General features: G+C 74.1%; 20 protein-coding genes. 13 read left to right on the top strand and 7 right to left on the bottom strand.

Translation table 11 applies throughout. The features are described from left to right. Positions 1-3: 3 nt before the first annotated feature. The 5 genes from hppD to QP089_RS38800 all read left to right on the top strand — a co-directional run bounded on the left by hppD (position 4) and on the right by QP089_RS38800 (position 6,048). A complete protein-coding gene (gene hppD, locus QP089_RS38820) occupies positions 4-1,050 on the top strand; it encodes a 4-hydroxyphenylpyruvate dioxygenase (RefSeq protein WP_285918919.1) in 1,047 nt (348 codons plus the stop codon). Positions 1,051-1,087: 37 nt separating this feature from the next. Next, positions 1,088-1,867: a class I SAM-dependent methyltransferase gene (locus tag QP089_RS38815; protein WP_285918918.1), complete on the top strand. Its 780-nt coding sequence runs from the start codon at positions 1,088-1,090 to the stop codon at positions 1,865-1,867. A gap of 119 nt (positions 1,868-1,986) precedes the next feature. Beyond that, positions 1,987-2,775: an alpha/beta fold hydrolase gene (locus QP089_RS38810; RefSeq protein WP_285918915.1), complete on the top strand. Its 789-nt coding sequence runs from the start codon at positions 1,987-1,989 to the stop codon at positions 2,773-2,775. 202 nt (positions 2,776-2,977) lie between these two features. Continuing rightward, positions 2,978-5,119 (top strand): MMPL family transporter, encoded by a 2,142-nt coding sequence (locus tag QP089_RS38805; protein WP_285918913.1) that lies wholly within the window; start codon positions 2,978-2,980, stop codon positions 5,117-5,119. A gap of 107 nt (positions 5,120-5,226) precedes the next feature. After that, complete coding sequence (locus QP089_RS38800; RefSeq protein WP_285918912.1) at positions 5,227-6,048, top strand: TIGR03084 family metal-binding protein; 822 nt, start codon at positions 5,227-5,229, stop codon at positions 6,046-6,048. 108 nt (positions 6,049-6,156) lie between these two features. On the opposite strand, the gene QP089_RS38795 is transcribed toward QP089_RS38800, so the two are convergent. Both QP089_RS38795 and QP089_RS38790 read right to left on the bottom strand, forming a co-directional pair. Then, a complete protein-coding gene (locus QP089_RS38795; RefSeq protein ID WP_285919064.1) occupies positions 6,157-6,498 on the bottom strand; it encodes a YciI family protein in 342 nt (113 codons plus the stop codon). A 79-nt stretch (positions 6,499-6,577) separates the two neighbouring features. Then, a complete protein-coding gene (locus QP089_RS38790; RefSeq protein WP_285918910.1) occupies positions 6,578-7,255 on the bottom strand; it encodes a TetR/AcrR family transcriptional regulator in 678 nt (225 codons plus the stop codon). Positions 7,256-7,557: 302 nt separating this feature from the next. Between QP089_RS38790 and QP089_RS38785 the strand changes: the two genes are divergently transcribed. Continuing rightward, complete coding sequence (locus tag QP089_RS38785) at positions 7,558-8,817, top strand: RNA polymerase sigma factor (RefSeq protein ID WP_285918908.1); 1,260 nt, start codon at positions 7,558-7,560, stop codon at positions 8,815-8,817. On the opposite strand, the gene QP089_RS38780 is transcribed toward QP089_RS38785, so the two are convergent. Both QP089_RS38780 and QP089_RS38775 read right to left on the bottom strand, forming a co-directional pair. Further along, on the bottom strand, positions 8,780-10,474 hold the full coding sequence (locus QP089_RS38780) for a (2,3-dihydroxybenzoyl)adenylate synthase (protein ID WP_285918906.1): 1,695 nt from the start codon (positions 10,472-10,474) through the stop codon (positions 8,780-8,782). The two genes, QP089_RS38785 and QP089_RS38780, sit on opposite strands and share 38 nt — an antisense overlap. Continuing rightward, positions 10,471-11,730 (bottom strand): cytochrome P450 family protein, encoded by a 1,260-nt coding sequence (locus QP089_RS38775; RefSeq protein WP_285918904.1) that lies wholly within the window; start codon positions 11,728-11,730, stop codon positions 10,471-10,473. Before QP089_RS38775 ends, QP089_RS38780 begins: the two co-directional genes overlap by 4 nt. Positions 11,731-12,029: 299 nt before the next feature. Between QP089_RS38775 and QP089_RS38770 the strand changes: the two genes are divergently transcribed. The 3 genes from QP089_RS38770 (at position 12,030) to QP089_RS38760 (ending at position 16,252) form a co-directional block, all read left to right on the top strand. Further along, on the top strand, positions 12,030-13,988 hold the full coding sequence (locus QP089_RS38770; protein ID WP_285918902.1) for a CRTAC1 family protein: 1,959 nt from the start codon (positions 12,030-12,032) through the stop codon (positions 13,986-13,988). After that, positions 13,985-14,980 (top strand): enediyne biosynthesis protein, encoded by a 996-nt coding sequence (locus QP089_RS38765; protein WP_285918901.1) that lies wholly within the window; start codon positions 13,985-13,987, stop codon positions 14,978-14,980. Before QP089_RS38770 ends, QP089_RS38765 begins: the two co-directional genes overlap by 4 nt. Positions 14,981-15,238: 258 nt before the next feature. Beyond that, positions 15,239-16,252: an alpha/beta fold hydrolase gene (locus tag QP089_RS38760; protein WP_285918899.1), complete on the top strand. Its 1,014-nt coding sequence runs from the start codon at positions 15,239-15,241 to the stop codon at positions 16,250-16,252. Positions 16,253-16,320: 68 nt separating this feature from the next. Here QP089_RS38760 and QP089_RS38755 read toward each other — a convergent pair whose 3' ends face one another. Together QP089_RS38755 and QP089_RS38750 are read right to left on the bottom strand one after the other, a co-directional pair. Then, entirely contained in the window at positions 16,321-16,620 is a 300-nt protein-coding gene (locus tag QP089_RS38755; RefSeq protein WP_285918898.1) for an STAS domain-containing protein, read from the bottom strand. Between the two features lie 96 nt (positions 16,621-16,716). Beyond that, positions 16,717-17,571 (bottom strand): maleylpyruvate isomerase N-terminal domain-containing protein, encoded by an 855-nt coding sequence (locus QP089_RS38750; protein WP_285918897.1) that lies wholly within the window; start codon positions 17,569-17,571, stop codon positions 16,717-16,719. A gap of 111 nt (positions 17,572-17,682) precedes the next feature. Here QP089_RS38750 and QP089_RS38745 point away from each other — a divergent pair, with 111 nt between their 5' ends. Both QP089_RS38745 and QP089_RS38740 read left to right on the top strand, forming a co-directional pair. Next, the gene (locus tag QP089_RS38745; RefSeq protein ID WP_285918896.1) at positions 17,683-18,138 is read left to right on the top strand and encodes a Rieske (2Fe-2S) protein; all 456 of its coding nucleotides are present in this window, start codon (positions 17,683-17,685) and stop codon (positions 18,136-18,138) included. Between the two features lie 106 nt (positions 18,139-18,244). After that, a complete protein-coding gene (locus tag QP089_RS38740; protein ID WP_285918894.1) occupies positions 18,245-18,784 on the top strand; it encodes a Rieske (2Fe-2S) protein in 540 nt (179 codons plus the stop codon). Here QP089_RS38740 and QP089_RS38735 read toward each other — a convergent pair. After that, positions 18,771-19,994, bottom strand: coding sequence for a mechanosensitive ion channel family protein (locus tag QP089_RS38735; RefSeq protein WP_285918892.1), 1,224 nt, complete (start codon positions 19,992-19,994; stop codon positions 18,771-18,773). The genes QP089_RS38740 and QP089_RS38735 overlap by 14 nt on opposite strands. A 156-nt stretch (positions 19,995-20,150) precedes the next feature. Between QP089_RS38735 and uvrC the strand changes: the two genes are divergently transcribed. Together uvrC and rapZ are read left to right on the top strand one after the other, a co-directional pair. Beyond that, entirely contained in the window at positions 20,151-22,256 is a 2,106-nt protein-coding gene (gene uvrC, locus QP089_RS38730) for an excinuclease ABC subunit UvrC (protein WP_285918890.1), read from the top strand. After that, complete coding sequence (gene rapZ / locus QP089_RS38725; RefSeq protein WP_285918889.1) at positions 22,253-23,131, top strand: RNase adapter RapZ; 879 nt, start codon at positions 22,253-22,255, stop codon at positions 23,129-23,131. The genes uvrC and rapZ overlap by 4 nt, the downstream gene beginning before the upstream one ends. The last annotated feature ends 8 nt before the right edge of the window (positions 23,132-23,139 follow it).

Genomic DNA, 23,139 nt, shown 5'->3' with positions numbered 1-23,139 from the left:
GATATGTCGATCGACCATCTGCGTTTCTACGTCACCGATGTCGACGCCGGTGTCCGGCACTTCGCGGGCGGCTACGGATTCCGGCCGTACGCGGACGCCGGATCCGCGGCCGACGGCCGCTCGGCGGCGCTCGGCGCGCACGGCATCCGGCTGGTGCTGACCGCCCCGCCGGACGGCGACCATCCCGGCGCCGCCTACCTGTCGCGGCACGGCGACGGCGTCGCCGACATCGCGCTCGGCGTCCCCGACGCCCGCGCCGCCTACGCGCGGGCCGTCGCGTCCGGGGCCCGGCCGGTCGCCGCCCCGATCGAGCGGGACGGGTTCGTGACCGCGACGATCGGCGCGTTCGGCGACACCGTCCACACGTTCGTGCAGCGCCCCGCGGGCGCCGGCGCGCGCTCCCTGCCAGGGCTTCCGGCGCGGCCCGGGTCCGCCGGGGAGGACGGCCCGGACACCGGCCTGTTCGAGGTGGACCACATCGCGGTCTGCGTGGAAGCCGGCGAGCTGGAGGGCACGGTGGAGTTCTACCGCCGCGCCCTCGGCTTCGAGATGATCTTCACCGAGCACATCGCGGTGGGCGCGCAGGCGATGGTGACCACCGTCGTGCAGAGCCCGTCCGGGGAGGTCACCCTCACCCTGATCGAACCGGACGCGTCCCGGGCCGCGGGCCAGATCAACGACTTCCTCAAGGTCCACGACGGCCCCGGCGTGCAGCATGTCGCGTTCGCCACGCCCGACATCACCCGGACGGTACGGACCATGGGCGACGCCGGCGTCGACTTCCTCACCACCCCCGACTCCTACTACCGGCTGCTGCCCGGCCGGCTGACCGTCGCCCGGCACACCGTCCCGCGGCTGCGGGAGCTGAACGTCTTGGTGGACGAGGACCACGACGGGCAGCTCTTCCAGATCTTCACCCGGTCCGCGCACCCGCGCGGAACCCTGTTCTTCGAGGTGATCGAACGGCTGGGGTCGCGCTCGTTCGGCTCCGGCAACATCCGGGCGCTCTACCGGGCCGTGGAGTCCGCCCGCACCGGGGCGGCGGGGTGACCGCCCGGCCCGCCGCGGCCCGCGCGAAAGGACGCAGATGACCGAGAGCCAGTACCGCGACCCGAGGACCGTCCCGCACGAGGGCGAGCAGGAGCGCGAGTCGCGCGAGCGGCTGGCCAAGCTGCTGGCCGCGACCCCGATCCCGCCCGAGTACCTGATCGACAACCTGACCGTCTACCTGCGCCGGTTCGAGCTGAGCGACCTGCTGTCGATGGACGCGCTGTACCGGATGATCCCCGAGCTGCCCGGCGTGGTCATGGAGTTCGGGGTGCTGCACGGCCGGCACCTGGCCGCGCTGACCGCGCTGCGGCACGTCTACGAGCCCTACAACTCGCTGCGCCGCGTCATCGGGTTCGACACCTTCGAGGGCCTCACCGGCATCGCCGACATCGACCGGGCCAGCCCGAGCGCGGTGGACGGCCGGTTCGCCGTCCCGCCGGACGAGGTCGGCCACCTGCGCGAGGTGCTGGAGGCGCACGAGGTCGGCGAGCCGTTCGGGCACACCCGGCGCAGCTTCGTGGTCAAGGGCGACGTCCGCGAGACGGTGCCGCGCTACCTGGCCGACCACCCCGAGACCGTCATCGCCCTCGCCTACTTCGACCTCGACCTGTACGAGCCGACCCGCGACACGCTGCAGGCGATCCTGCCGCACCTGACGCGCGGCAGCATCGTCGCGTTCGACGAGTTCGCCCACCCCAAGTGGCCGGGGGAGACGGCCGCGCTGCACGAGGTCCTCGGCCTCGACCGGGTGGCGCTGCGGCAGGTCTCGGTGCCGGGCCGCGAGCCGCCCGTCATCTACTTCCGCTGGGGCGAGTGAGGCCCCCGCGCCGCGCGTCCGCCGGGCGCGCGGCGCGGATTCTGGAAGTGTCCTCTCCGGGGCCCCTCGTTCGTCGGTAGGGCGAAAGAGGCAGACGGCAACCACGAAGGGGACAAGCCATGGAGATCGTGACCTCGGCAGACGCCACCCCGATCGCGTTCGAGCGGTCCGGGGAGGGCCCGGCGGTGATCCTGGTGGGCGGGGCGTTCAACGACCGGGGCTCGGCGGTGCCGCTCGCCGAGCATCTCGAGCCGCGCTTCACCGTCGTCCGCTACGACCGCAGGGGACGCGGCGACAGCGGCGACCACCCGCACTACGACATAGCCCGCGAGATCGACGACCTGGCCGCGCTGGCCGGCGCGGTCGGCGGCCGGCCCGCGCTGTTCGGGATCTCCTCGGGCGGCGCGCTGGCGCTGCGGGCGGCCGCCGCGGGCGTGCCGGTGTCCCGGGTGGCGGTGTACGAGGTGCCGTTCGTCCCGGACGAGGACGAGGCGCGCAAGCACGCCGCGCGGCGGGCCGAGGCGGTCCAGTCGCTGCTCGACGAGGGCCGCCGCGGCGACGCGGTGGTGGAGTTCATGACCGGGATCGGCATGCCGCAGGAGATGGCGCAGGGCATGCGGCACGCCCCGATGTTCCCGGCGCTGGAGGGGATCGCGCACACCCTGCCCTACGACCACGCCGCCATCGCGGCGGGCGGCGACGGCACGATCCCCGACGACCTGATCGCCGGGATCACCGTGCCCGCCCTCGTCGCCTACGGCGGCGCAGGCCCCGAGCCGATGAAGCAGGTCGCGCGGCGGCTCGCGGAGCTGCTGCCCGACGGCACCCTCGCGGAACTGGAAGGGCAGAGCCACGACGCCGCCCCGGATGTGCTCGCCTCGACGCTCACCGCGTTCTTCGAGGGCTGAGGGCCTTCTTCCCGGGGGCGGATTTCTAGGGGCAGAGCCCGGCCGCATCGGCGTCCGCCGGGTCCGTTCGCGGACCGGGCGGGCGCCGTTCTTCTGCGCACTTCCTCCGTGCGGGATCTCGCCGGCGCCGGCTGTCCTTTCCGCCGTCCCGCGTTCGTCGGTAGGGCGACTGATCCGACACGAGCGGGAGGTTGCAGTTCCCATGTCCGTGGTGCACAGGCTGTCCGGGCTCCCCGGAGGGCGGCTGACCAAATGGCTGGTCGTGCTGTTCTGGCTGGTCGTCTTCCTCGCCACCGGGTCGCTGTCGTCCAAGCTCGCGGACGCGCAGCAGAACGACGCGTCCCAGTGGCTGCCGGGCAACGCCGAGTCGACCCGCGCCCTGGCGGTCGCGCAGCGGTTCCACTCGCGCGACACCTATCCCGCGCTGGTCGTCTACAACCGGGACGGCGCGGCCGTCACCGCCGCCGACCGCGCCAAGGCCGCCGCTGACGCGCGCCGCTTCACCGCGCTCGCCGAGAGGTCCGGCGGCGAGGTCGACAGCCGGGTCGTCGGCGTGGTCGGGCCGATGGCGTCCAAGGACGGCCGGGTCCTGGAGACGGTCGTGCAGATCAACGTCGGCCGGAAGGGGTGGCCGGCGCTCGGCCCGATGGTCGACCGGCTGCGCTCGACCGCCCGCGCCGGAGGCGGCGGCCTCCACGCCCACGTGGCGGGCCAGGCCGGCTTCCAGGCCGACTCCGGCAAGGCGTTCAAGGGGCTGGACTCCCGCCTGCTCGCGGTGACCGTCCTCGTCGTCATCGCGATCCTCGTGCTGACCTACCGCAGTCCGGTGCTGTGGGTGCTGCCGCTCATCGGCGCGTTCGTGTCGCTGAACGTGGCGCAGGCCATCATCTACGGGCTCGCCGAGCACGCCGGGCTGACCGTCAGCGGCGAGAGCTCGTTCGTGCTCATCGTGCTGGTGTTCGGCGTCGCCACCGACTACACCCTGCTGATCACCTCCCGGTACCGGGAGGAGCTGCGCCGGCACACCGACCGGCACGCGGCGATGGCGGCGGCGCTGCGCCGCTCCGCGCTGAGCCTGTGCGCCAGCGCCGGCATCGTCGCCCTGGCGATGCTCTGCCTGACGGCCGCGGACCTGAACTCCACCCGGAGCCTCGGCCCCGTCGCCGCGATCGGCGTCGTGGTCAGCCTCGCCGTGATGCTGACGTTCCTCCCCGCCCTGCTGGTGGTGTTCGGCCGGTGGCTGTTCTGGCCGGCGCGTCCCACCGCCGACGCCGGCGACCCCGGCCACGAGGGCCTGTGGGCGCGGGCGGGCCGGGTGATCGCCGCGCGGCCGCGGGTGATCTGGATCGGCACGACGGTGGTGCTCGGCGCGCTGTCGCTCGGCGTGCTCGGGCTGAACGCCAACGGCTTCAGCGGCACGAACTCCTTCCGCGACAAGCCCGACTCGGTCGTCGGGCAGCAGATCAGCGACCGGCACTTCCCCGCCGGCGCCGGACAGCCGCTGCAGGTCGTCGGACGGGCCGCGGCGGGCGGCCCGCTCGCCGCCGCCGTGTCGCACACCCCCGGCGTCGCGGGCGTGAGCGCGCCCCGCACCGCCGGCGACGCGGTGTACCTGGAGGCCACGCTGACGGCGCAGCCCGGATCCGGCGCCGCGTACCGGACGGTCGACCGGGTCCGGTCGGCGGTGCGCTCGGTGCCCGGCGCGGAGGCCAAGGTGGGCGGCGGCGACGCGGTCAGCCGGGACGTGCTGCGCGCGTCCCGGCACGACCGGGCCGTGGTGATCCCGCTGGTGCTGCTCGGCGTGCTCGTCCTGCTGCTGCTCGTGCTGCGGGCGGTCGTCGCGCCGCTGGTGCTGGTCGCCACGGTGCTGCTCGCGTTCGGCGCCGCGCTGGGGCTGAGCGCGCTGGTGTTCGACCACGTCGCCGACCTGCCCGCCGCCGACCCGTCCTTCCCGCTCTGGGCGTTCGTGTTCATGGTGGCGCTCGGCGTCGACTACAACATCTTCCTCGCCACGCGGATGCGGGAGGAGGCGCTGCGCCGCGGGCCGCGGGAGGGCGTGCTGCGCTCGCTCGCCGCGACCGGCGGCGTCATCACCTCGGCGGGCGTCGTGGTCGCCGGCACGTTCGGCGCCCTCGGCGTGCTGCCGCTGTCGTTCATGGCCGAGATCGGCATCGCGGTGGCGCTCGGCGTGCTGCTGGACACGTTCGTCGTCCGGTCCGTGCTGGTGTCGGCCGCCGCGCTCGACCTCGGCCGGTGGATGTGGTGGCCCGGCGAGATCTTCCGGCGCGGCGAGCGGACCGGCGAACCGGGGCGCGCGGAGCAGCCCGCACCGGTCGCGGACTGACCGGCGGGTCCAGGTCCGCACGATCGAACGAGACGCCCGCGGGGCGGCGGGGGGACGCTGGATCCGCCCGCTGCCCGCGGGCTTCCGCATCGGGAAAGGACCGGCTCGTGACGGACCTGACAACCGTGATCGCCGACCTGGACGCCGAGAGCGCGCAGATCGGCCGGATGGTCGACGGCCTGGACGGCGCGGGGTGGGCGCGGCCCACCCCCGCCCCCGGCTGGACGGTCGCCGACCAGGTGGCGCACCTGGCGTTCATCTTCCGGCTGGCCGGCACCGCGGCCTCCGACGCCGCGGCGTTCCAGGCGCTCACCGAGCGCGCCAAGGGCGACTTCAACGGCGCGGTGAACGCCGCGCTGCGCGAGTACCCCACCGGATCACCGCAGGACCTGCTCGCCGTCTGGGAGCGCGAGCGCGCGGAGGGCATCGCGGCGCTCGCCGCCTTCCCCGAGGACCGGACGGTGCCGTGGCTGGTCAACCCGCTGCCCCCGGCGATCCTGGCCTGCGCGGGCATCATGGAGACGTTCGCGCACGGCCAGGACATCGCCGACGCGCTCGGCGTGCGCCTGGAGCGCACCGACCGGCTGCTGCACCTGGTCGGGTTCGCGATCCTCACCCGCGACTTCGGCTATCAGACGCGCGGGCTCACCCCGCCCGCGCACGAGTTCCGCTTCGAGATCACCGCCCCGTCCGGCGCGCAGTGGACGTTCGGCCCGGAGGACGCACCGGACCGGGTCAGCGGCCCGGCGGAGGACTTCTGCCTGCTGGTGACGCGGCGCCGGCACCGCGCGGACGTCGCCGTCACCGCGGACGGTCCCGAGGCCGACCGCTGGCTGGACATCGCGCAGGCCTACCGCGGGCCCGCCGGGCCGGGACGCGCCCCCGGGCAGTTCGCGGCGGCCGCGTCCGGACGTCCCGCGAGCGGCTGAGGGCGGGCGCGCACCCGAGGGCGCGCGGCGGCCGGGCCCCCGTCTCAGGGCTCCCCGTCTCAGGGTTCCCCGTCTCAGGGTTCCCCGAAGCTCAGGGTTCCCCGAGGCTCAGGGCTCCCAGACCGGCCGGACCTCGATCTGGCCGACCCGGGCCCACGGGTGCCCGGCCGCCGCCTCCAGCGCCTCGTCGGGCCCCGGGCACTCCAGCAGGCTGAACCCGCCGATCTGGTCGCGGGTCTCGGCGAACGGGCCGTCCGACAGCAGCACCTGCTCGTCGCGGACCCGCAGCGTGCGCGCCTCGTCGCTCGGCCGCAGGCCCGCACCGCCGCGCAGGAAGCCGCGGCTCTCCATGTCCCGCGTCCACTCCTCGCAGCCCTCCATCGCGGCGGCGGCATTCCCGACCTCGTCGGCGCTCATGCCGGTCGACGCGTCGCTGCAGAAGATGAGCATGTACTTCACGCCCGCATGCTATCCAAGGCGGGCCGCCGCGGGCCCCCGTCCGCAGGCGTCCGGGGCGGGGAGGGACGGCTCAGCGGACGGTCTGGCCGACCGCCGGCCGCAGCTCGGCGCGCAGCCGCTCCAGCGACGTGGCGACCGACCGGGCCGCGGCCTCGCGGGTGTCGCCGACGCTCACCATCAGCGCGACGAGCTGCGCCTCGAAGCACACGTCGGCGTCGTAGGGGGCGACCAGGTACTCGCCGAGCTCCAGCGTGACGAGCCCGTGGATGGCGCTCCACATCTGGTGCGCGACGAGCTCGGCGTCGCCCGCGGCGAACCGTCCCGCGCGCACGCAGCGGTGCGCGCAGTGCACCACGTCGACGAGGGTGTAGCGGCCGTGCTGCCGGTCGGCCTCCGACAGCGAGAACCCGCCGAGGGACGCCGCGCCGAACATCACCGCGTACAGGTGCGGGTTGGCGTGCGCGTTCAGCCGGTACGCGCGGCCGAGCAGCGCCATGTCGGCGACCGGGTCCTCGGTGATCGCGACCCGGTTGAAGTGCGACTGCAGCCGGGCGAAGCCCTCGTGGACGACCTCCCGGATCAGCCCGCTCATCGCGCCGAAGTAGGTGTAGACGACCATCGTGGAGCAGCCCGCCTCGGCGGCGAGCCGGCGGGCCGTGAGCGCCTGCGGCCCCTCCTCGCGCAGCAGCCGCGCCGCGATGTCGACGAGCGCCGGCCGCATCCGCGGGTCGTGCCGGCGGGGGCTCATCGGCGCGCCCGCGCGGGCGCCGCGCCCGCGCCGGTCGGACTGGGCGGTTTCACGTTCGCGGCCCCCTGTCACACCCCGTGGCCGGCCCCGCGGCCGTCACCTCTTGATCATCTGTCCTGAGACTAGCCAAGCCGGCGGCCGTGCGAATATTCGATCGTGCGGTGGCCGACGCCGGCCGGGGCGCCGGTGACGGGGAGTGACGGCCCGCGACGCCCCGCCGCCGCGGGAGCCGGCGGCGGCTACGATGGGCGTGCCGCACGGACCGTGCAGGGAGGGCTCGTGAGACACCCGTTCGAGGCCGCATGACGCCGGGGGTGGAGTCGGCCCTCGACGGCGCCTTCCGCGACGAGTGGGGCCAGATCGTGGCCTACCTCATCGGGCTGACCGGCGACTGGGACCTGGCGGAGGAGTGCGCCCAGGACGCGTTCGCCCGGGCCCTGGAGAGCTGGCCGCGCGACGGCGTGCCGCGGCGCCCCGGGGCGTGGCTCACCACCGCCGCCCGCAACCGCGCGACCGACCGGCTGCGCCGCGAGGCGACGGGCGCCGCCAAGCTGCGCCAGCTCGCCGTGCTGGCCGAGCGTGCGGAGGACGGCGCCGGCCCCGACGAGGGGGCGCTGGTCAGCGGGGTCCGCGACGACCGGCTCCGGCTGATGTTCACCTGCTGCCATCCGGCGCTGCCCCTGGAGGCGCGGGTCGCGCTGACCCTGCGCACGCTGGCCGGGCTGACCGTCCCGGAGATCGCCCGGGCCTTCCTCGTCCCGGAGGCGACGATGGCCAAGCGGCTGCAGCGCGCCAAGCGGCGCATCCGCGACGCGGGCATCCCGTACCGGGTGCCGGAGGCGGCCGAGCTTCCCGAGCGGACCACGGCCGTGCTCGGGGTGCTCTACCTGCTGTTCACCGAGGGCTACGCGGCCACCGAGGGGTCGGAGCTGGTCCGGCGGGAGCTGTGCGCCGAGGCGATCCGGCTGGCCCGCGTGCTGGCCCGGCTGATGCCGGAGGAGCCGGAGGCGGGCGGGCTGCTGGCGCTGATGCTGCTGCACGACGCGCGCCGCGGCACCCGGGTGGACGACGCCGGCGATCTGGTGACGCTGGAGGAGCAGGACCGCAGCCGCTGGGACCGCGACGAGATCGCCGAGGGGGTGGCCGTGCTGGACGCGGCGGCGCGCGCGGGCGGCACTGGCCCGTACCTGCTGCAGGCGCGGATCGCCGCCTGCCACGCCACCGCCCGCGACGCCGCCGACACCGACTGGGCCCGTATCGCCGCGCTGTACGACCGGCTCGCCGAGCTGGTGCCCTCGTCGGTGGTGCAGCTGAACCGCGCGGTGGCGGTGGGGATGGCCGAGGGGCCGGCGGCCGGGCTCGCGCTCGTCCGGCGGCTGGAGGACGGCGGCGACCTGGCCGGGTACCACCTGCTGCCCGCGACCCGCGCCGACCTGCTGCGCCGGCTGGGGGACGGCGGCGCGGCGGCCGACGCCTACCGGGAGGCGCTCGCGCTGGCCCGGACGGACACCGAGCGCCGCTACCTCACGCGCCGGCTGGCCGAGACGTCCCGTCCAGGCTGACCCTGCGGCGGACGTCGTCGCGCAGCGCCTTCTTGTCGATCTTCCCGACGGGGGTGAGGGGCAGCGCGTCGACCAGGACGAGCCGCTCGGGCAGCTTGTACCGGGCCGCCCCGGCGCGCTCCATCTCCGCCACGACGTCCTCGAGCCGCACACGGGCGCCGGGGCGGGGCACCGCGTACAGGCAGACCCGCTCGCCCAGCACCGCGTCGGGCATCGCGACGGCGGCCGCCTGCGCGACGCCTGCGACGCGGTGCGCGAGGTCCTCGACCTCCTCGGCGGACACCTTCTCCCCGCCCCGGTTGATCATGTCCTTGTCGCGGCCCGCCACCACGAGGTAGCCGTCGGGGCGCAGCCGGACGATGTCGCCGGTGATGTACCAGCCGTCCGGGGTGAAGGCGCGCGCGTTGTGCTCGGGCGCGCGGTAGTAGCCGCGCGGCGTGCTGGGGCCGCGGGTCAGCAGGATCCCCGGCTCGCCGGGCGGCACCGGCCGGCCGTCCTCGCCGACGACCAGCAGCTCGTCGGCGGGGCAGATGGGGCGGCCCTGCGTGCCGGACACCACCTCGTCGGGGTCGCCCTGGCGGGTGAAGCAGATCAGCCCCTCCGCCATCCCGTATCCCTGCTGCGGGGTGCAGCCGAGGACCGGGCGGATCCGCCGGACGAGGTCGCCGGGCGGCCGCGCCCCGCCGATCTGCAGCGCGCGCAGGCTGGACAGGTCGCGCCGATCCCCGGCCTCTCGATGCTCGACCCAGCGAAGCGCGACTGCAGGGACGACACCGGTGTCGGTGACACGCTCCCGCTCGATGACCGGGAACACTACGGCCGGGTCGGGGGAGGCCGCGAGCACCGCGCGGCCCCCGGCCAGCAGCGCGCCGAGCACGCCCGGCCCGCCGAGGGTGAAGTTGTGCGCCACCGGCATCGCGGCCAGGAACACGGTGCCGGGACCGAACCGGCAGGCCGCGATCGCGTGGTCCATCCCGCAGCCGTAGTCGTCGTGCGTGCGCGGGATCAGCTTCGGCGTCCCGGTCGTCCCGCCCGACAGCAGGAACAGCGCCGGTGCGCGGGGGTCGGGCGGGTCGGCGTCCAGGGCGGCGCGCGCCGCGTCCGGGGCGGAGGCGGGCGCGCACAGGTCGCCGAGGTCGGCGCTGCCCGGGCGGGTCGGGCCGCCCGCGACCAGGACGTGCCGGACGGTCCCGCAGGCCGCGGCGATCTCGTGCGCCATGCCCTCGTGGTCGAAGCCCCTGAGGGTGCGGGGGACGGCGATCGCGGCCGCCTCGGCCTGCTCGGCGATCTGGCCCAGCTCGTGCCGGCGGTGCGAGGGCAGCGCCATCACCGGGACGACGCCGAGCCGCAGGCAGGCCAGGGTGAGCACGACGAACTCCCACCGGTTCGGCAGCTGCACGAGGATCTTGTCGCCGCGGCGCAGGCCGAGGCCGTCGAGCCGGCGGGCGGCGCCGTCGGCGCGCTCCCACAGGTCGCCGTAGGTGAGCCGGACGGCGCCCTCGACGAGCGCGGTCTCCTCGGGCTGCGCGTCCGCGGCGGCCCGCAGCCGGGTGCCGAGCGGGACGCCGTGCCACAGCCCCGCCTCGGTGTAGCGGGCCGCGACGTCGGCGGGCCAGGGAACGAAGCCCTCGTCGACGGACATCGGGGCTGAGGTCATCGGCGCTGCCCTGCTTTCGTCGCGGTTCCGGCGGGACGGTCGGCCGCGGCGTCCCGTGCGGGGCCGAGCACGACCGGCAGGGCGGTGAGCCCGTGCATGATGACGCTGGGCCGCCACTCCAGGCCGTCGGCGGGCTCGGCCAGCCGCAGCTCGGGGAAGCGGGCGAGGACGGACCCGATCGCCACCACGCCCTCGATGCGCGCGAGCGGCGCGCCGATGCAGTGGTGCACGCCGTACCCGAAGGCGAGCTGCGGGTTGTCGGCGCGTTCCGGGTCCAGGGTGTCGGGATCGGGGAAGCGGGCGGGGTCGCGGTTGGCGCCGAGCAGCGAGACCAGCACCGTGGCCCCGGCCGGGATCGGCGTCCCGTCGAGGTCCATCGGCTCCACGCAGTACCGCAGCGCGACCTGGACGGGGCTCTCGAACCGCAGCGTCTCCTCCACGGCGGCGGGCAGCAGCCCCGGGTCGGCGCGGACGGCCTGCAACCGGCCGGGGTGCGACAGCAGCGCCAGCAGCCCGTTGCCGATCAGGTTGACGGTGGTCTCGTGGCCCGCGGTGAGCAGCAGGAACACCATCGAGGTCAGCTCGTCCTCGCTGAGCCGGTCCCCGCCGTCGCGCACCGCGACCAGCGCCGACAGCAGGTCCGGGCGCGGGGCGCGGCGCTTGCGGTCCAGCAGCCCGCGGATGTAGCCGAGCATCTCGGCCGCGGTGGCGTCCAGCCGGTCGAGGGGGAGCGCGCTGGTGGTGAGGGCGTCGGTCCAGCGGTGGAAGTCGCCGGCGTCCTCCTCGGGGATGCCGAACATGTCGATCAGCACCCGGACGGGCAGCGGCAGCGCGAGCGCGGCGATCAGGTCGGCGCGGCCGGAGCCGCCGGCGGCGACCGCGTCCAGCAGGCCGTCGGTGATGGCCTGCACGCGCGGGCGCATCCCCTCCATGCGCCGGCGGGTGAACGCGGCCGACACCAGCCGGCGGAGCCGGGCGTGGTCGTCCGGCCCGGCGTTGAGCATGTGGCTGTTCATGGCGCGGCGCAGGTCGGCGGACATGCCGCGGCGGTTGCCGAGCGTCGCGGTCCGGCCGTGCAGCCGCGGGTCGGTGAGCGCTCGGCGGGCGGCCTCGAAGCCGACCACCAGGTAGCCGGTCTCGCCGGAGCGCAGCGTGATCGGGCTCACCGCGCCGCGCCCGCGCAGCAGCGCGTACCCGGCGTGCCGCCGTGCCGCGCCGGCCAGCAGGAACTCGGCGCTGTGCAGAAGCTCGGTCATGGCAACGAGCGTCGGCGGACCGGCGGGCGGGCCGCATCTTCCGCCGTGCGCAGCCCTTTCCGGCGCCCGGGTAATCGGCGCCGGCGCCCCGAAAAGACGCCGGTTTTATGGTGGTCTGACCGCAATTAGGAAGATGCGGGCCTTCTTCGGGAAAGTGACGCTGGATGGGTCATGGCCGGCCGGTGCACGGGAAACGCCGAACCGCCGAGCCCCGCAGAACGCCAGCTCCGCGGCCCCGCACGGGGACCGTGCCGGGAAAGAACCCGAGAAAGGAAGCGATGTTCTTTTCGAGCGTGCGCATGCGAAGATCCGTTCCCGCCGCCGCGGCCCTCGTGCTGTTCCTGGTGCTCTACCTCGTCGCCCGGACGCCGGGCGCCGCCGCCGGCGGCGAGGACTCGGCCGCCGGGAGGTACCGGTTCACCGCGATGCCGATCGCGATGCCGCCGGGCTACCGCCCGGTCCGGACGGTCCGCAACGTGAACCCCCAGTACCGGCACATCCGCTCGTGGATCTCCTCGGTCGGCGCCGCGATCGCCCTGAACGACCTCACCGGGCACGGCCGCGACGACGGCCTGTGCCTGGTCGACCCGCGCACCGACCAGGCCGTGGTGACCTACGCGCCGACCGCGCCGGCCGCCGACCGGTTCACCCCGTTCGCCCTGAACCCGGCGCCGCTGCCCACGGACGCCGCCATGGCGCCGATGGGCTGCACGCCCGGCGACTACAACCAGGACGGCCGGATGGACCTGATGGTCTACTACTGGGGCCGGACGCCGGTCCTGTTCCTCGCCAGGTCCGATGCCGGGGGGCTTTCCGCCGCGTCCTACCGTCCGGTGGAGCTGGTGCCCGCCGCCTCGCCCGACGGCCGCTACCACGGCCCGCGCTGGAACACCAACGCCGTCAACGTCACCGACCTGGAGGGCGACGGGCGGCCCGACATCTACCTCGCCAACTACTTCCCCGACTCCGACGTCCTGGACCCGCACGGCCAGGCCAACGTCGTCATGAACTCCTCGATGTCCAACGCCAAGAACGGCGGCGGCACCCACGTCCTGCGCTGGACGGGCGCCACCGCGGGCAAGGACCCCACCGCCGTCTACGCCGAGCAGCCGGGCGCCGTGCCCTTCGGCGCCTCGACCGGCTGGACGCTCGCCATCTCCAGCGCCGACCTCACCGGCGACGGCAGGCCCGAGGTCTACGTCGCCAACGACTTCGGCAAGGACCACCTGCTCTACAACGCCTCCGCCCGCGGCCGCGTCGCCTTCACCGAGGCGACCGGCGACCGGACGCCCGGCGCCGCGAAGTCCTTCGTGCTCGGCCACGACTCGTTCAAGGGCATGGGCGTCGACTTCGGCGACCTCGGGCACCGCGGCCGGTTCGACATCATGGTCAGCAACATCACCGCGGCGTGGGGCCTGGAGGAGAGCAACCTCGCCTTCGTCAACCGCGCCGGGTCCGAGGCCGCGATGCGGCGCGACCTCGCCCGCGGGGACGCGCCGTTCGAGCAGCGCGCGCAGAACCGCGGGCTGGCGTGGACCGGCTGGGGCTGGGACGTCAAGACCGGCGACTTCCTCAACAGCGGGCGGCTGGACATCGTCCAGGCCGACGGGTTCGTCAAGGGAAAGATCAACCGGTGGCCGTGGCTGCAGGAGATGGCCATGAACAACGACCAGCAGTACACCAACCCCTCGATGTGGCCGGACGTGCAGCCCGGCGACGACATCGCCGGCTCCGACACCCTCGCCTTCTTCGCCCAGAAGCCCGGCGGGGACTTCGTCGACGTCGGCGAGCGGCTCGGCCTGGACGTGCCGACGCCCACCCGCGGCATCGCCACCGCCGACACCCGCGCGAACGGCGCCCTGGACTTCGCCGTGGCCCGGCAGTGGGGGCCGCCCGCCTTCTACGCCAACAACTCCCCGAACCTCGGCGGCCACCTCGGCCTGCACCTCTACCGGCCCGTCAAGGGCGCCAAGGCGGGCCAGGGCCTGCAGGGCCCCGGCACCCCGGCCTACGGCGCGACGGTGCAGGTCCAGACCCCGGCCGGCGCGCAGATCTCCCAGCTCGACGGCGGCGGCGGGCACAGCGGCCGCCGCAGCTTCGAGGTGCGGTTCGGCCTGGGCGCCCACTCCGGGCCCGTCAACGCCCGCATCCGCTGGGCGGACCAGGCGGGCACCCTGCACGACCAGACCGTCCGGCTCACCCCCGGCGACCACACCCTCCTGCTCGGCGACAAGGTTGAGGAGGCTGCGAGCTCATGACCGCCATCACCCAGCCGGCCGACGGCACCCCCGCCGCCGCCCGTCCCGCGGCCGTCGCGGCCGCCGCGCGCCCGCAACCCGACCCGCGCTACCTCGCGCTGCGCAACTTCGCCATCTCGATCAGCGTCTTCAACATCCTCGGCTACACCGTGCTCGGCTTCGAGCAGCCGTGGGCCTGGTTCCCGCTGGCCATCGTCACGGGTTACACCACCGAGCTGGTCTTCGAGGTGATCAGCGCGTGGGCGGAGCGGCGCCCGCCGCGCTTCCTCGGCCGCGGCGCGCGCGGCCTGTACGAGTTCCTGCTGCCCGCGCACATCACCAGCATCGCCTGCAACATGCTGCTGTTCGCCAACGACCAGTGGTGGCCGATCATGTTCGCCGTGGTCCTCGCGGTCGCGCAGAAGCACGTGTTCAAGGCGCCCGTGTACGGCCGCATGCGGCATTTCCTGAACCCCTCGAACACCGGCATCACGGTGACTCTGCTGCTGTTCGGCAGCTGGGTCAGCATCGCCCCGCCCTACCAGTTCACCGAGTACGCCAACAGCGTGTTCCGGGTGATGATCCCGGTGATCATCGCGACGGCGGGCACCGTCATCAACGCGGTGCTCACCAAGCGGGTCATGCTCATCATGGGCTGGATGGGCGGCTTCGCGATCCAGGCGCTGGTCCGGCACTGGATCTGGGACGCCCCGCTCTACAGCGCCCTCGGCGTCATGACCGGTGTGGCGTTCATCCTGTTCACCAACTACATGATCAGCGACCCGGGGACCACGCCGTCAAGAGGCCGCGCGCAGTTCATCTTCGGCGCATCCCTGGCGGTCATCTACGCGGTGCTGATGCTCGCCAACGTCGTCTACACGCTGTTCTACGCCACCACGATCCTGTGCGCGCTGCGCGGGCTCGGCTGGTGGGGCGCGCACCTGCTGCGCAGGCGCCGGGAGCGGCAGGCGGCCGCCGCGCCCGCCGGCGAACCCGCGCCGGCGGCGACCTGAGGACCCGTCCGACCGACCACAGCGCGGAGCCCGGCCGCAATCGGCCGGGCTCCGCCGTATTCGCCGGTCAATTGACGGAAAAACCCGGGCGTCCTTCTTCCAGCTTGCTCGGCCCTCTTTCAGGTCTTTCTGGAGGGACGGCCGGAACGTACGATCACGCGAGATGCCGGTGATCGGAAAATGGCAACGGCATCGGTCCATCCCGCGAATGCCGGCCCCCGCCGGAATCGCGATCCGCACGAATGCGAAGGGGAACGCATGCCGTACCTCGGACAGCAGAGCGCACGGCGGACCCGCTGGTGGCGCAGGTGCCTCGGCGCCGCCGCGACCGCGCTGGTGATGGCGCTGGGGACCGGGGCCGCCGCCCAGGCCGGCGCGGACACCGCCTCCTCGCCCGGCGGCCTGACGCGGTTCCGCGAGGGCACCGTCAGCGTCGACGGCGGGTCCCTGCACTACGTCAAGGGCGGGTCCGGGCCCGCCCTGGTCCTGCTGCACGGCTGGCCGGAGACGTGGTACGAGTGGCGCAAGGTCATGCCGGACCTGGCCCGCACGCACACCGTCGTCGCCTTCGACCTGCCCGGCCTCGGCTCCTCCGGCGTCCCGGACGGCGGCTTCGACGCCGTCCACACCGCCGCCAGGATCCACCAGGGCGTCGCGAAGCTCGGCTACGACCGGGTCTCGCTCCTCGCCCACGACCTCGGCGCGCTCGTCGCCTACCCCTACGCCCGCGACTTCCCGGACGACGTCGCGCGCATGGCCGTGCTGGAGACCCCGCTGAACGGGTTCGGGCTGGAGAACGCCTACGGCCTGAGCTGGCATCTGCTGTTCAACCAGACGGCCGCGCCGGTGCCCGAGAACCTCATCAACGACGCCGCGCACGTGAAGACCTACCTCGGGTGGCTGTTCAGCTCGGCCCGCCACCCGGACGCCATCGCCCAGTCCGCCTTCATCCGCGCCTACAGCGACGCCTCGCACCGCAGCGCGGGCTTCAACTACTACCGCGCGTTCCCCACCAACGCCGCCGACAACAAGGCGCTGTCCTCGGTCAAGGTGACGCTCCCCGTCCTGGCGATGGGCGCGCAGTACACCTTCGGCCCGGCGGTCGCCCAGTCGTTCGGCGCCGTCGCGACCGACGTCCGGCAGGTGGTCGCGCCCGATTCCGGCCACTGGATCCCCGAAGAGAACCCCGCGTTCCTCATTCAGTGCGCAACCCTGTTCTTCGGGTCCGGCGCCACCTCCACCGACCCGTCCCTTGAGGGTTGCAACCCCTAGGGCGCGGATCACGTGCGACGGCGGCCGGGATTCTTCCCGGCCGCCGTTCGCGTGTGAGCGGGGGACGCTCAGCCGTCGTCCGCGCCGTCCACGGCCAGCATGGTGCTGAAGCCGGTCAGGGACAGCAGCGCCCGCAGCGCCGGGCCCGCGTTGCGGAACCGGAGCCGGTGCCCCTTGCGCCGCGCCGTCAGATGCAGCCGGAGCAGCGCGTCGACCGTCACCATGTCCGGCTCCGCGACCGTGCCGACGTCGCAGTAGGCGGGACGCGGCTCGCGCGGGTCCAGCGCGGCGGCGAGCGAGGCGCACAGGCGGGGGATGTCGCCGCGGCGCAGCGGGGGAGCGAGGACCAGGACGAACGGCTCCCTCATGGCGCCTCGAAGCGGGCGGCCGGCCGTGCTGCGGGGGTTCGGTTCATGCGACCGATCCTCGAAGAGCCCGTCCCGCGGTGTCTTCTTCCGGTGTGCTCAGCCGGGCACACGGAACGTCCGCAGGAAGACCGGCAGCAGCCAGGGCCGGCGTCCGCCCACCTTCAGCCGCCCGCTCGCCACCGTCCGCAGCCGCCCCACGCGGCCGAACATCATCATCGACATGGCCAGCGGATCGAAGGTCAGCCGGACGTCGGGAACGCCGCCCGCCGGTTCGAGGCCGACCCGCCCCTCCCGCAGCACCAGCGTCGCCGGCGCCGTGTGCTCGGGACGGAACTCCACGGCGATCCGCCGCGCGCGCGGCCGTCCGCCGCCGTCCAGCAGCCGCCCCGTCCCGTGCCGGGCCAGCCCGAAGATGAACATCCCGAAGAACGGCGCCGCCTCCGCCGCGTCCGCCCGCCATTGCCGCCCCGTGGCCGCGCTCAGGTCGTGGCCGTGGAGCAGCAGCTCGTTCTGCATGTGAGCGAACAGCCCGGCGACGGGCAGCCGCGAACCGCCCACCCACGTCACGAGGTCCTCCGCGGCGCTGTGCGCGGTGGCGGCCGTCATCGCCGCGACGTGCTCGCGCAGCATCCCCGCGAGCGCCTTCGGATCGCGCTCCGGGACGGCGGCGAGGACGAGGTCGTTGAGGTCGTTGATGCCGTCCACGTTGGCCGCCCGCACCCGGTCGAGCAGATCGGGCACCGGGAGCGGGGGCGCGTCCGCGCCGAGCAGCGCCGCGTCCATCCACGCGATCCCGGCGGCGTGCGCGAGGACGTCGGCGGCCGACCAGCGCCCGACGGCCGTCGCTCCGGGGGAGCGGGCCGAGGTCGCCAGGTCGGTGAAGCGTTCGGTGATCTCTTCCAGCGAGCGGCGGAGAGCCTGCCATTGCTCGTCGCCGATGGACGCGGTCATACCGTCTCCCGGGGGGCCGTTCCGGACTGCGGACACGCCTGCGCCCGGAACGTAACACGGCCCGGGCGGGTCGGTGCGGGGCGCGGGGGCCCGTCCAGGATCATGGGGGGCATGACCAACGAAGTGACGCCCGGAGCCCCGCGCGACGACGCGGGGTCCGCCGGGGCAGGGGGGCCGCTCGCCCGCCGGACGGTGCTGTGCGGCGCGGGCGCGGCGGGCGCGGCGCTGCTCGCGGCGGGGTGCGCGACGAACCAGAACAAGGAGCCGAAGGACCTCGGTGGCAAGGAGGTCGCGAAGGCCGCGGACATCCCGGTGGGCGGCGGCAAGACCTTCGCCGACGCCAAGGTGGTCGTGACGCAGCCGCGGCAGGGCGCGTTCAAGGTGTTCACCGCGATCTGCACGCACCAGGGCTGCCTGGTGAACAAGGTGTCCAACGGGGTCGTCAAGTGCCCCTGCCACGGCAGCGAATTCAAGATCACCGACGGCTCGGTCGCGCACGGGCCGGCGTCCAGGCCGCTCAAGGAGTACCCGGCGCAGGTGAAGAACGGCGGGATCGTGATCAGCTGACCGCTGCCGGCCGGATTGGTTCTGATTTGAACCGATGCCGCCTCCGCTCCGTACTCCCCGGTGACGCAGGGAGATCGGGAACCGAGTTCAGCGGAGGGCGGAGACGATGCCACAGGAGTCCGAGACGCGGGCGGACGCGACCGAGCACCCGGCCGGGGAGCCGCCGGCCGGCGCGCCCGGTGGCGGCGCGGCGCCCCGGAACGGGGCCGGCGGGACGGGCGGGACCCGCCGCGGCCTGCTCATCGGGGCCGGGCTCGCGGGCGTCGCCGGGCTGGCGGCGGCGTGCGGCGGGTCGTCCGACGACAGCGGCGACGACGGCGGCGGCAGCGGTGGAGACGGCGGCGGGGGAGGGGGCGCCGGCGCGGTGCTCGCCTCCGCCGGCGACATCCCGGTCGGCGGCGGCAAGGTCTTCGAGTCGGAGAAGGTCGTGGTGACCCAGCCGGCGCAGGGCGAGTTCAAGGCGTTCTCGGCGACCTGCACCCATCGCGGCTGCACCGTCGGGTCGGTGTCCGGCGGGACGATCAACTGCCCCTGCCACGGCAGCAAGTTCAAGATCTCGGACGGGTCGGTGGCGAAGCCGCCCGCCGACAAGCCGCTGGCGGAGAAGAAGATCAGCGTGCAGGGCGGGAAGATCAGCCTCGTCTGAGCGACACGGCGCCGGACCTGGTCCGCCCCGGGCCGCCGCCGTTCTCGGCGGCGGCCCGGACGTGGTCGTCCACCTCGCCGCCCCGCATCTCGCGCTGCCGCGCGCGCGGGTCGGTCGCGGTGATGTCGGCGGCGCCGTCGTCCGGGCCGGCGCCGGAGCCGGTGCCCGTCGGGTCGTCCTCCGGAACGTCGGGATCGGTGCGGAAGCGGGGGAGCGCCTCGGGATGGTGCTCGCGGATGTAGGAGATGAGGTGCTCGCGCACGTCGCAGCGCAGGTCCCAGGCGCTCGCCGAGTCGGCGGCGCTCATCAGCGCGCGCATCGTGACCAGGCCGTTCGGCTGGACGTCCACGGCCTGCAGCACCCATTCGCGCCGGTCCCACAGCGGGTTGTCCTGCAGCATCGCGTACAGCTCGGTGCGCAGCTCCTCGATCGGAACGGTCCAGTCGACGTGCAGTTCCACCGAGCCGACCACCCGGCTGGAGTGCCGGGTCCAGTTCTCGAACGGCTGCTCGGTGAAGTAGGAGACGGGCAGGATGAGCCGCCGGTCGTCCCAGAGCCGGACGACCACGTAGGACAGCGTCAGCTCCTCGACGCGCCCCCACTGGCCCTGCACGACCACCACGTCGTCCAGCCGCAGCGCGTCGCTGAAGGCGATCTGCAGGCCGGCGAGCAGGTTGCCCAGCGTCGGCCGGGCCGCGATCCCGACGACCAGCCCGGCGACCCCGGCGGAGGCCAGCACGCCCGCGCCGACCGCCCGGACGGCCGGGAAGGTGAACAGCGCGGCACCGACCGCGAGGATGACGACCACCATGGCGGCGATGCGGCGCAGCAGCATCATCTGGGTGCGGGCGCGCCTGGCCCGCCGGTTGCGCTCGCCCTCGATCCGCATCAGCCGGGCGAGCGGCGGGTCGGTGAGCGCGTAGGTGATGCGCAGCACCAGCCAGGTCGTGACGCCGATCACCGCGATGCGCATGAGGTGCCGGACGATGCCCTCGGCGTGGTCGCTCATGTGCGGGTACGGCACGGCGGCGCTCGCGCTCACCACCGCGGCGAACGCGAACGCCGGCGCGGCGCACCGCCGGGCGACCCGCCCGACGCTGGGCCAGTGCCGCGCCAGCCGGCCGGCGAGCAGCCGCCGGCCCCCTTCCACGATGACGACGGCCACCCCGACGACGACGGCGAACGTGATCCAGGCCCACAGCGCGGACACCTGCGGTACGACCCCCTCCGAGCGTGCGAAAACTGACCCGAACCTCCCTTTCCACTCGCATTACGAACATCCACCCAAAACAGGGAGATCTCCATCACCCCAGGTCGGCGGGCTCGGCCGCGCCGGGTGTCGGTGGCGCCCACTAGGCTTCGTGGCGTGGCAGATCCGGCGACCTACCGACCCGCACCGGGCTCCATTCCGGAATCCCCCGGGGTCTACCGATTCCGCGACGAGCACGGCCGGGTCATCTACGTGGGCAAGGCCAAGAGCCTGCGGTCGAGGCTGAACTCCTACTTCGCCGACTTCTCCGCGCTGCACCCGCGCACCCAGACGATGGTGCAGACGGCGGCCCGCGTCGACTGGACGGTCGTCGGCACCGAGGTCGAGGCCCTCCAGCTCGAGTACTCCTGGATCAAGGAGTTCGACCCCCGGTTCAACGTCCGTTACCGCGACGACAAGTCCTATCCCTACCTGGCGGTCACCCTCAACGAGGAGTTCCCGAGGGTGATGGTGATGCGGGGCGCGAAGCGCAAGGGCGTGCGCTACTTCGGGCCGTACTCCCACGCGTGGGCGATCCGGGAGACGGTCGACCAGCTGCTGCGCGTGTTCCCCGTCCGCACCTGCAGCGCCGGCGTGTTCAGACGCCAGCACCAGCTCGACCGGCCCTGCCTGCTCGGCTACATCGGCAAGTGCTCGGCGCCGTGCGTCGGGCGCGTCTCGCCGGACGAGCACCGGCTGCTCGCCGAGGACTTCTGCGACTTCATGGCCGGCACCACCGGCCGGTTCATCAAGCGCCTCGAACGCGACATGCGCGAGGCCGCCGCGTCCCAGGAGTACGAGCGCGCCGCGCGGCTCCGCGACGACATCCGCGCGCTGGAGCGGGCGCTGGAGAAGCAGGCGGTCGTGCTCGCCGACACCACCGACTGCGACATGATCGCCTTCGCCGAGGACGAGCTGGAGGCCGCCGTCCAGGTGTTCTACGTGCGCGGCGGCCGGATCCGCGGGCAGCGCGGCTGGGTGGTCGACAAGGTCGAGGAGGTCACCACCGCCGACCTGGTGGAGAACTTCCTGATCCAGATCTACGGCGAGAGCGAGTCGGTGCCCCGCGAGGTCCTCGTCCCGGCGCTGCCGCCCGACGCCGACGCGATGACCGAGCTGCTCGCCGAGCAGCGCGGCGGGCCCGTCCACCTGCGCGTCCCGCAGCGCGGCGACAAGAAGGCGCTGCTGGAGACCGTCGCCCGCAACGCCCACGAGGCGCTCAAGCAGCACAAGACGCGCCGCGCGTCCGACCTCACCACCCGCAGCCGCGCGCTGCAGGAGATCCAGGAGGCGCTGGAGCTGGACGAGGCGCCGCTGCGGATCGAGTGCTACGACGTGTCGAACCTGCAGGGCACCAACGTGGTGGCGTCCATGGTCGTGTTCGAGGACGGGCTCGCCCGCAAGAGCGAGTACCGCCGCTTCACGATCAAGGCCGTCGAGGGGCAGGACGACGTCCGCTCCATCCACGAGGTGATCGCCCGCCGGTTCCGGCGCTACCTGGCCGAGAGCGAGAAGCTGGGCGAGCTGGACACCCTCGGAGACCCTGAGGAAGAGGGTGCTCACCAGCCGATCGACCCGGAGACCGGCCGGCCGCGCAAGTTCGCCTACCCGCCGCAGCTGGTGATCGTCGACGGCGGCCCGCCGCAGGTCGCGGCGGCGCAGCGGGCGCTGGACGAGCTGGGCGTCGACGACATCGCCGTCTGCGGCATCGCCAAGCGGCTGGAGGAGCTGTGGCTGCCGGGCGAGGACGACCCGGTGATCCTGCCGCGCAACAGCGAGGGCATGTTCCTGGTCCAGCGGGTCCGCGACGAGGCGCACCGCTTCGCCATCACCTTCCACCGGCAGCGGCGTTCCAAGGCCATGACGGTGAGCGAACTCGATAGTGTTCCGGGTCTGGGCCCGGCGCGGCGGGCGGCGCTGCTGAAGCACTTCGGCTCGGTGAAGCGGCTGAAGGAGGCGACGCCCGAGCAGGTCGCCGAGGTCCCGGGCATCGGGCGGCGCAGCGCGGAGGGCATCGTCGCGGCGCTGCGGGGCGGGCCCGTCCCGGCGCGCGGCGCGGGGGACGCCGCTGCCGGGGAGCACGGCGAGAGCGCGGCCCACGGGAGCGGAACCGGCGGGAACGGAACCGGCAGGAACGGGTCCGGCGGGAACGGAACCGGCGGGGAAGACGGGGCCGACGGGGAGCACACGGTCGGCGGGGAGCACAGGGGGAAGCGGACATGACCAACGAGTCGAAGATTCCGGACATCGTCATCGTCACCGGGATGTCGGGGGCGGGCCGCAGCACCGCGGCCAAGTCCCTGGAGGACCTCGACTGGTACGTGGTCGACAACCTGCCGCCCGGGCTGCTGGCCACCATGGCCGACCTCGGCGGCCGGGTGAAGGACGCGGTGCCGCGCATCGCCGTCGTGGTCGACGTGCGCAGCCGCGCGTTCACCGACGACCTGCACTCCTCGATCGCCGAGCTGGAGGCGCGCGGCGTCCACCCGCGGGTGGTGTTCCTGGAGGCCGGCGACGCCGACCTGGTGCGCCGGTTCGAGAGCGTCCGCCGCCCGCACCCGCTGCAGGGCGACGGCCGCCTCGTCGACGGCATCGCCCGCGAGCGGGACCTGGTCCGCGAGGTGCGCGCCGAGGCCGACCTGGTGATCGACACCAGCGGGCTGAACGTGCACGAGCTGCGCAACAAGATCATCGGGTTCTTCGGCAACGACACCGGCGAGTCCAGCCTGCGCGCCACCGTCGTGTCGTTCGGCTACAAGTACGGCCTGCCCGTCGACGCCGACCTCGTCGTCGACTGCCGCTTCCTGCCGAACCCGCACTGGGTGCCCGAGCTGCGCCCGAAGACCGGCCGCGACGCCGCCGTCCGCGACTACGTGCTCGGCCAGCGCGGCGCCAAGGAGTTCCTCGACGCCTACGCCGAGGTGCTGCGCCTGCTCGCCGAGGGCTACGAGCGGGAGGGCAAGCACTACGTCACGCTGGCCGTGGGATGTACCGGCGGCAAACACCGTAGTGTGGCCATGGCGGAACAGATCGCCGCCCGGCTGCGGGACGAGGGCATCGAGGTGCAGGTCGCCCATCGTGACCTCGGCCGCGAGTGAGACCCGCG

Source organism: Actinomadura opuntiae (genome assembly GCF_030283205.1).
Taxonomy (GTDB): Bacteria; Actinomycetota; Actinomycetes; order Streptosporangiales; family Streptosporangiaceae; genus Spirillospora.
This window is presented reverse-complemented; position numbering and strand designations above follow the sequence as displayed.

Coding starts and splice junctions, on each gene's coding strand:
- QP089_RS38815 (WP_285918918.1), top strand. CDS start 1,088: ATGACCGAGAGCCAGTACCGCGACCCGAGGACCGTCCCGCACGAGGGC.
- QP089_RS38775 (WP_285918904.1), bottom strand. CDS start 11,730: ATGACCGAGCTTCTGCACAGCGCCGAGTTCCTGCTGGCCGGCGCGGCA.
- rapZ (WP_285918889.1), top strand. CDS start 22,253: ATGACCAACGAGTCGAAGATTCCGGACATCGTCATCGTCACCGGGATG.
- QP089_RS38750 (WP_285918897.1), bottom strand. CDS start 17,571: ATGACCGCGTCCATCGGCGACGAGCAATGGCAGGCTCTCCGCCGCTCG.
- QP089_RS38760 (WP_285918899.1), top strand. CDS start 15,239: ATGCCGTACCTCGGACAGCAGAGCGCACGGCGGACCCGCTGGTGGCGC.
- QP089_RS38790 (WP_285918910.1), bottom strand. CDS start 7,255: ATGAGCCCCCGCCGGCACGACCCGCGGATGCGGCCGGCGCTCGTCGAC.
- QP089_RS38755 (WP_285918898.1), bottom strand. CDS start 16,620: ATGAGGGAGCCGTTCGTCCTGGTCCTCGCTCCCCCGCTGCGCCGCGGC.
- QP089_RS38805 (WP_285918913.1), top strand. CDS start 2,978: ATGTCCGTGGTGCACAGGCTGTCCGGGCTCCCCGGAGGGCGGCTGACC.
- QP089_RS38810 (WP_285918915.1), top strand. CDS start 1,987: ATGGAGATCGTGACCTCGGCAGACGCCACCCCGATCGCGTTCGAGCGG.
- QP089_RS38765 (WP_285918901.1), top strand. CDS start 13,985: ATGACCGCCATCACCCAGCCGGCCGACGGCACCCCCGCCGCCGCCCGT.
- QP089_RS38795 (WP_285919064.1), bottom strand. CDS start 6,498: ATGCTCATCTTCTGCAGCGACGCGTCGACCGGCATGAGCGCCGACGAG.
- QP089_RS38770 (WP_285918902.1), top strand. CDS start 12,030: ATGCGAAGATCCGTTCCCGCCGCCGCGGCCCTCGTGCTGTTCCTGGTG.
- QP089_RS38740 (WP_285918894.1), top strand. CDS start 18,245: ATGCCACAGGAGTCCGAGACGCGGGCGGACGCGACCGAGCACCCGGCC.
- QP089_RS38745 (WP_285918896.1), top strand. CDS start 17,683: ATGACCAACGAAGTGACGCCCGGAGCCCCGCGCGACGACGCGGGGTCC.
- QP089_RS38785 (WP_285918908.1), top strand. CDS start 7,558: ATGACGCCGGGGGTGGAGTCGGCCCTCGACGGCGCCTTCCGCGACGAG.
- hppD (WP_285918919.1), top strand. CDS start 4: ATGTCGATCGACCATCTGCGTTTCTACGTCACCGATGTCGACGCCGGT.
- QP089_RS38780 (WP_285918906.1), bottom strand. CDS start 10,474: ATGACCTCAGCCCCGATGTCCGTCGACGAGGGCTTCGTTCCCTGGCCC.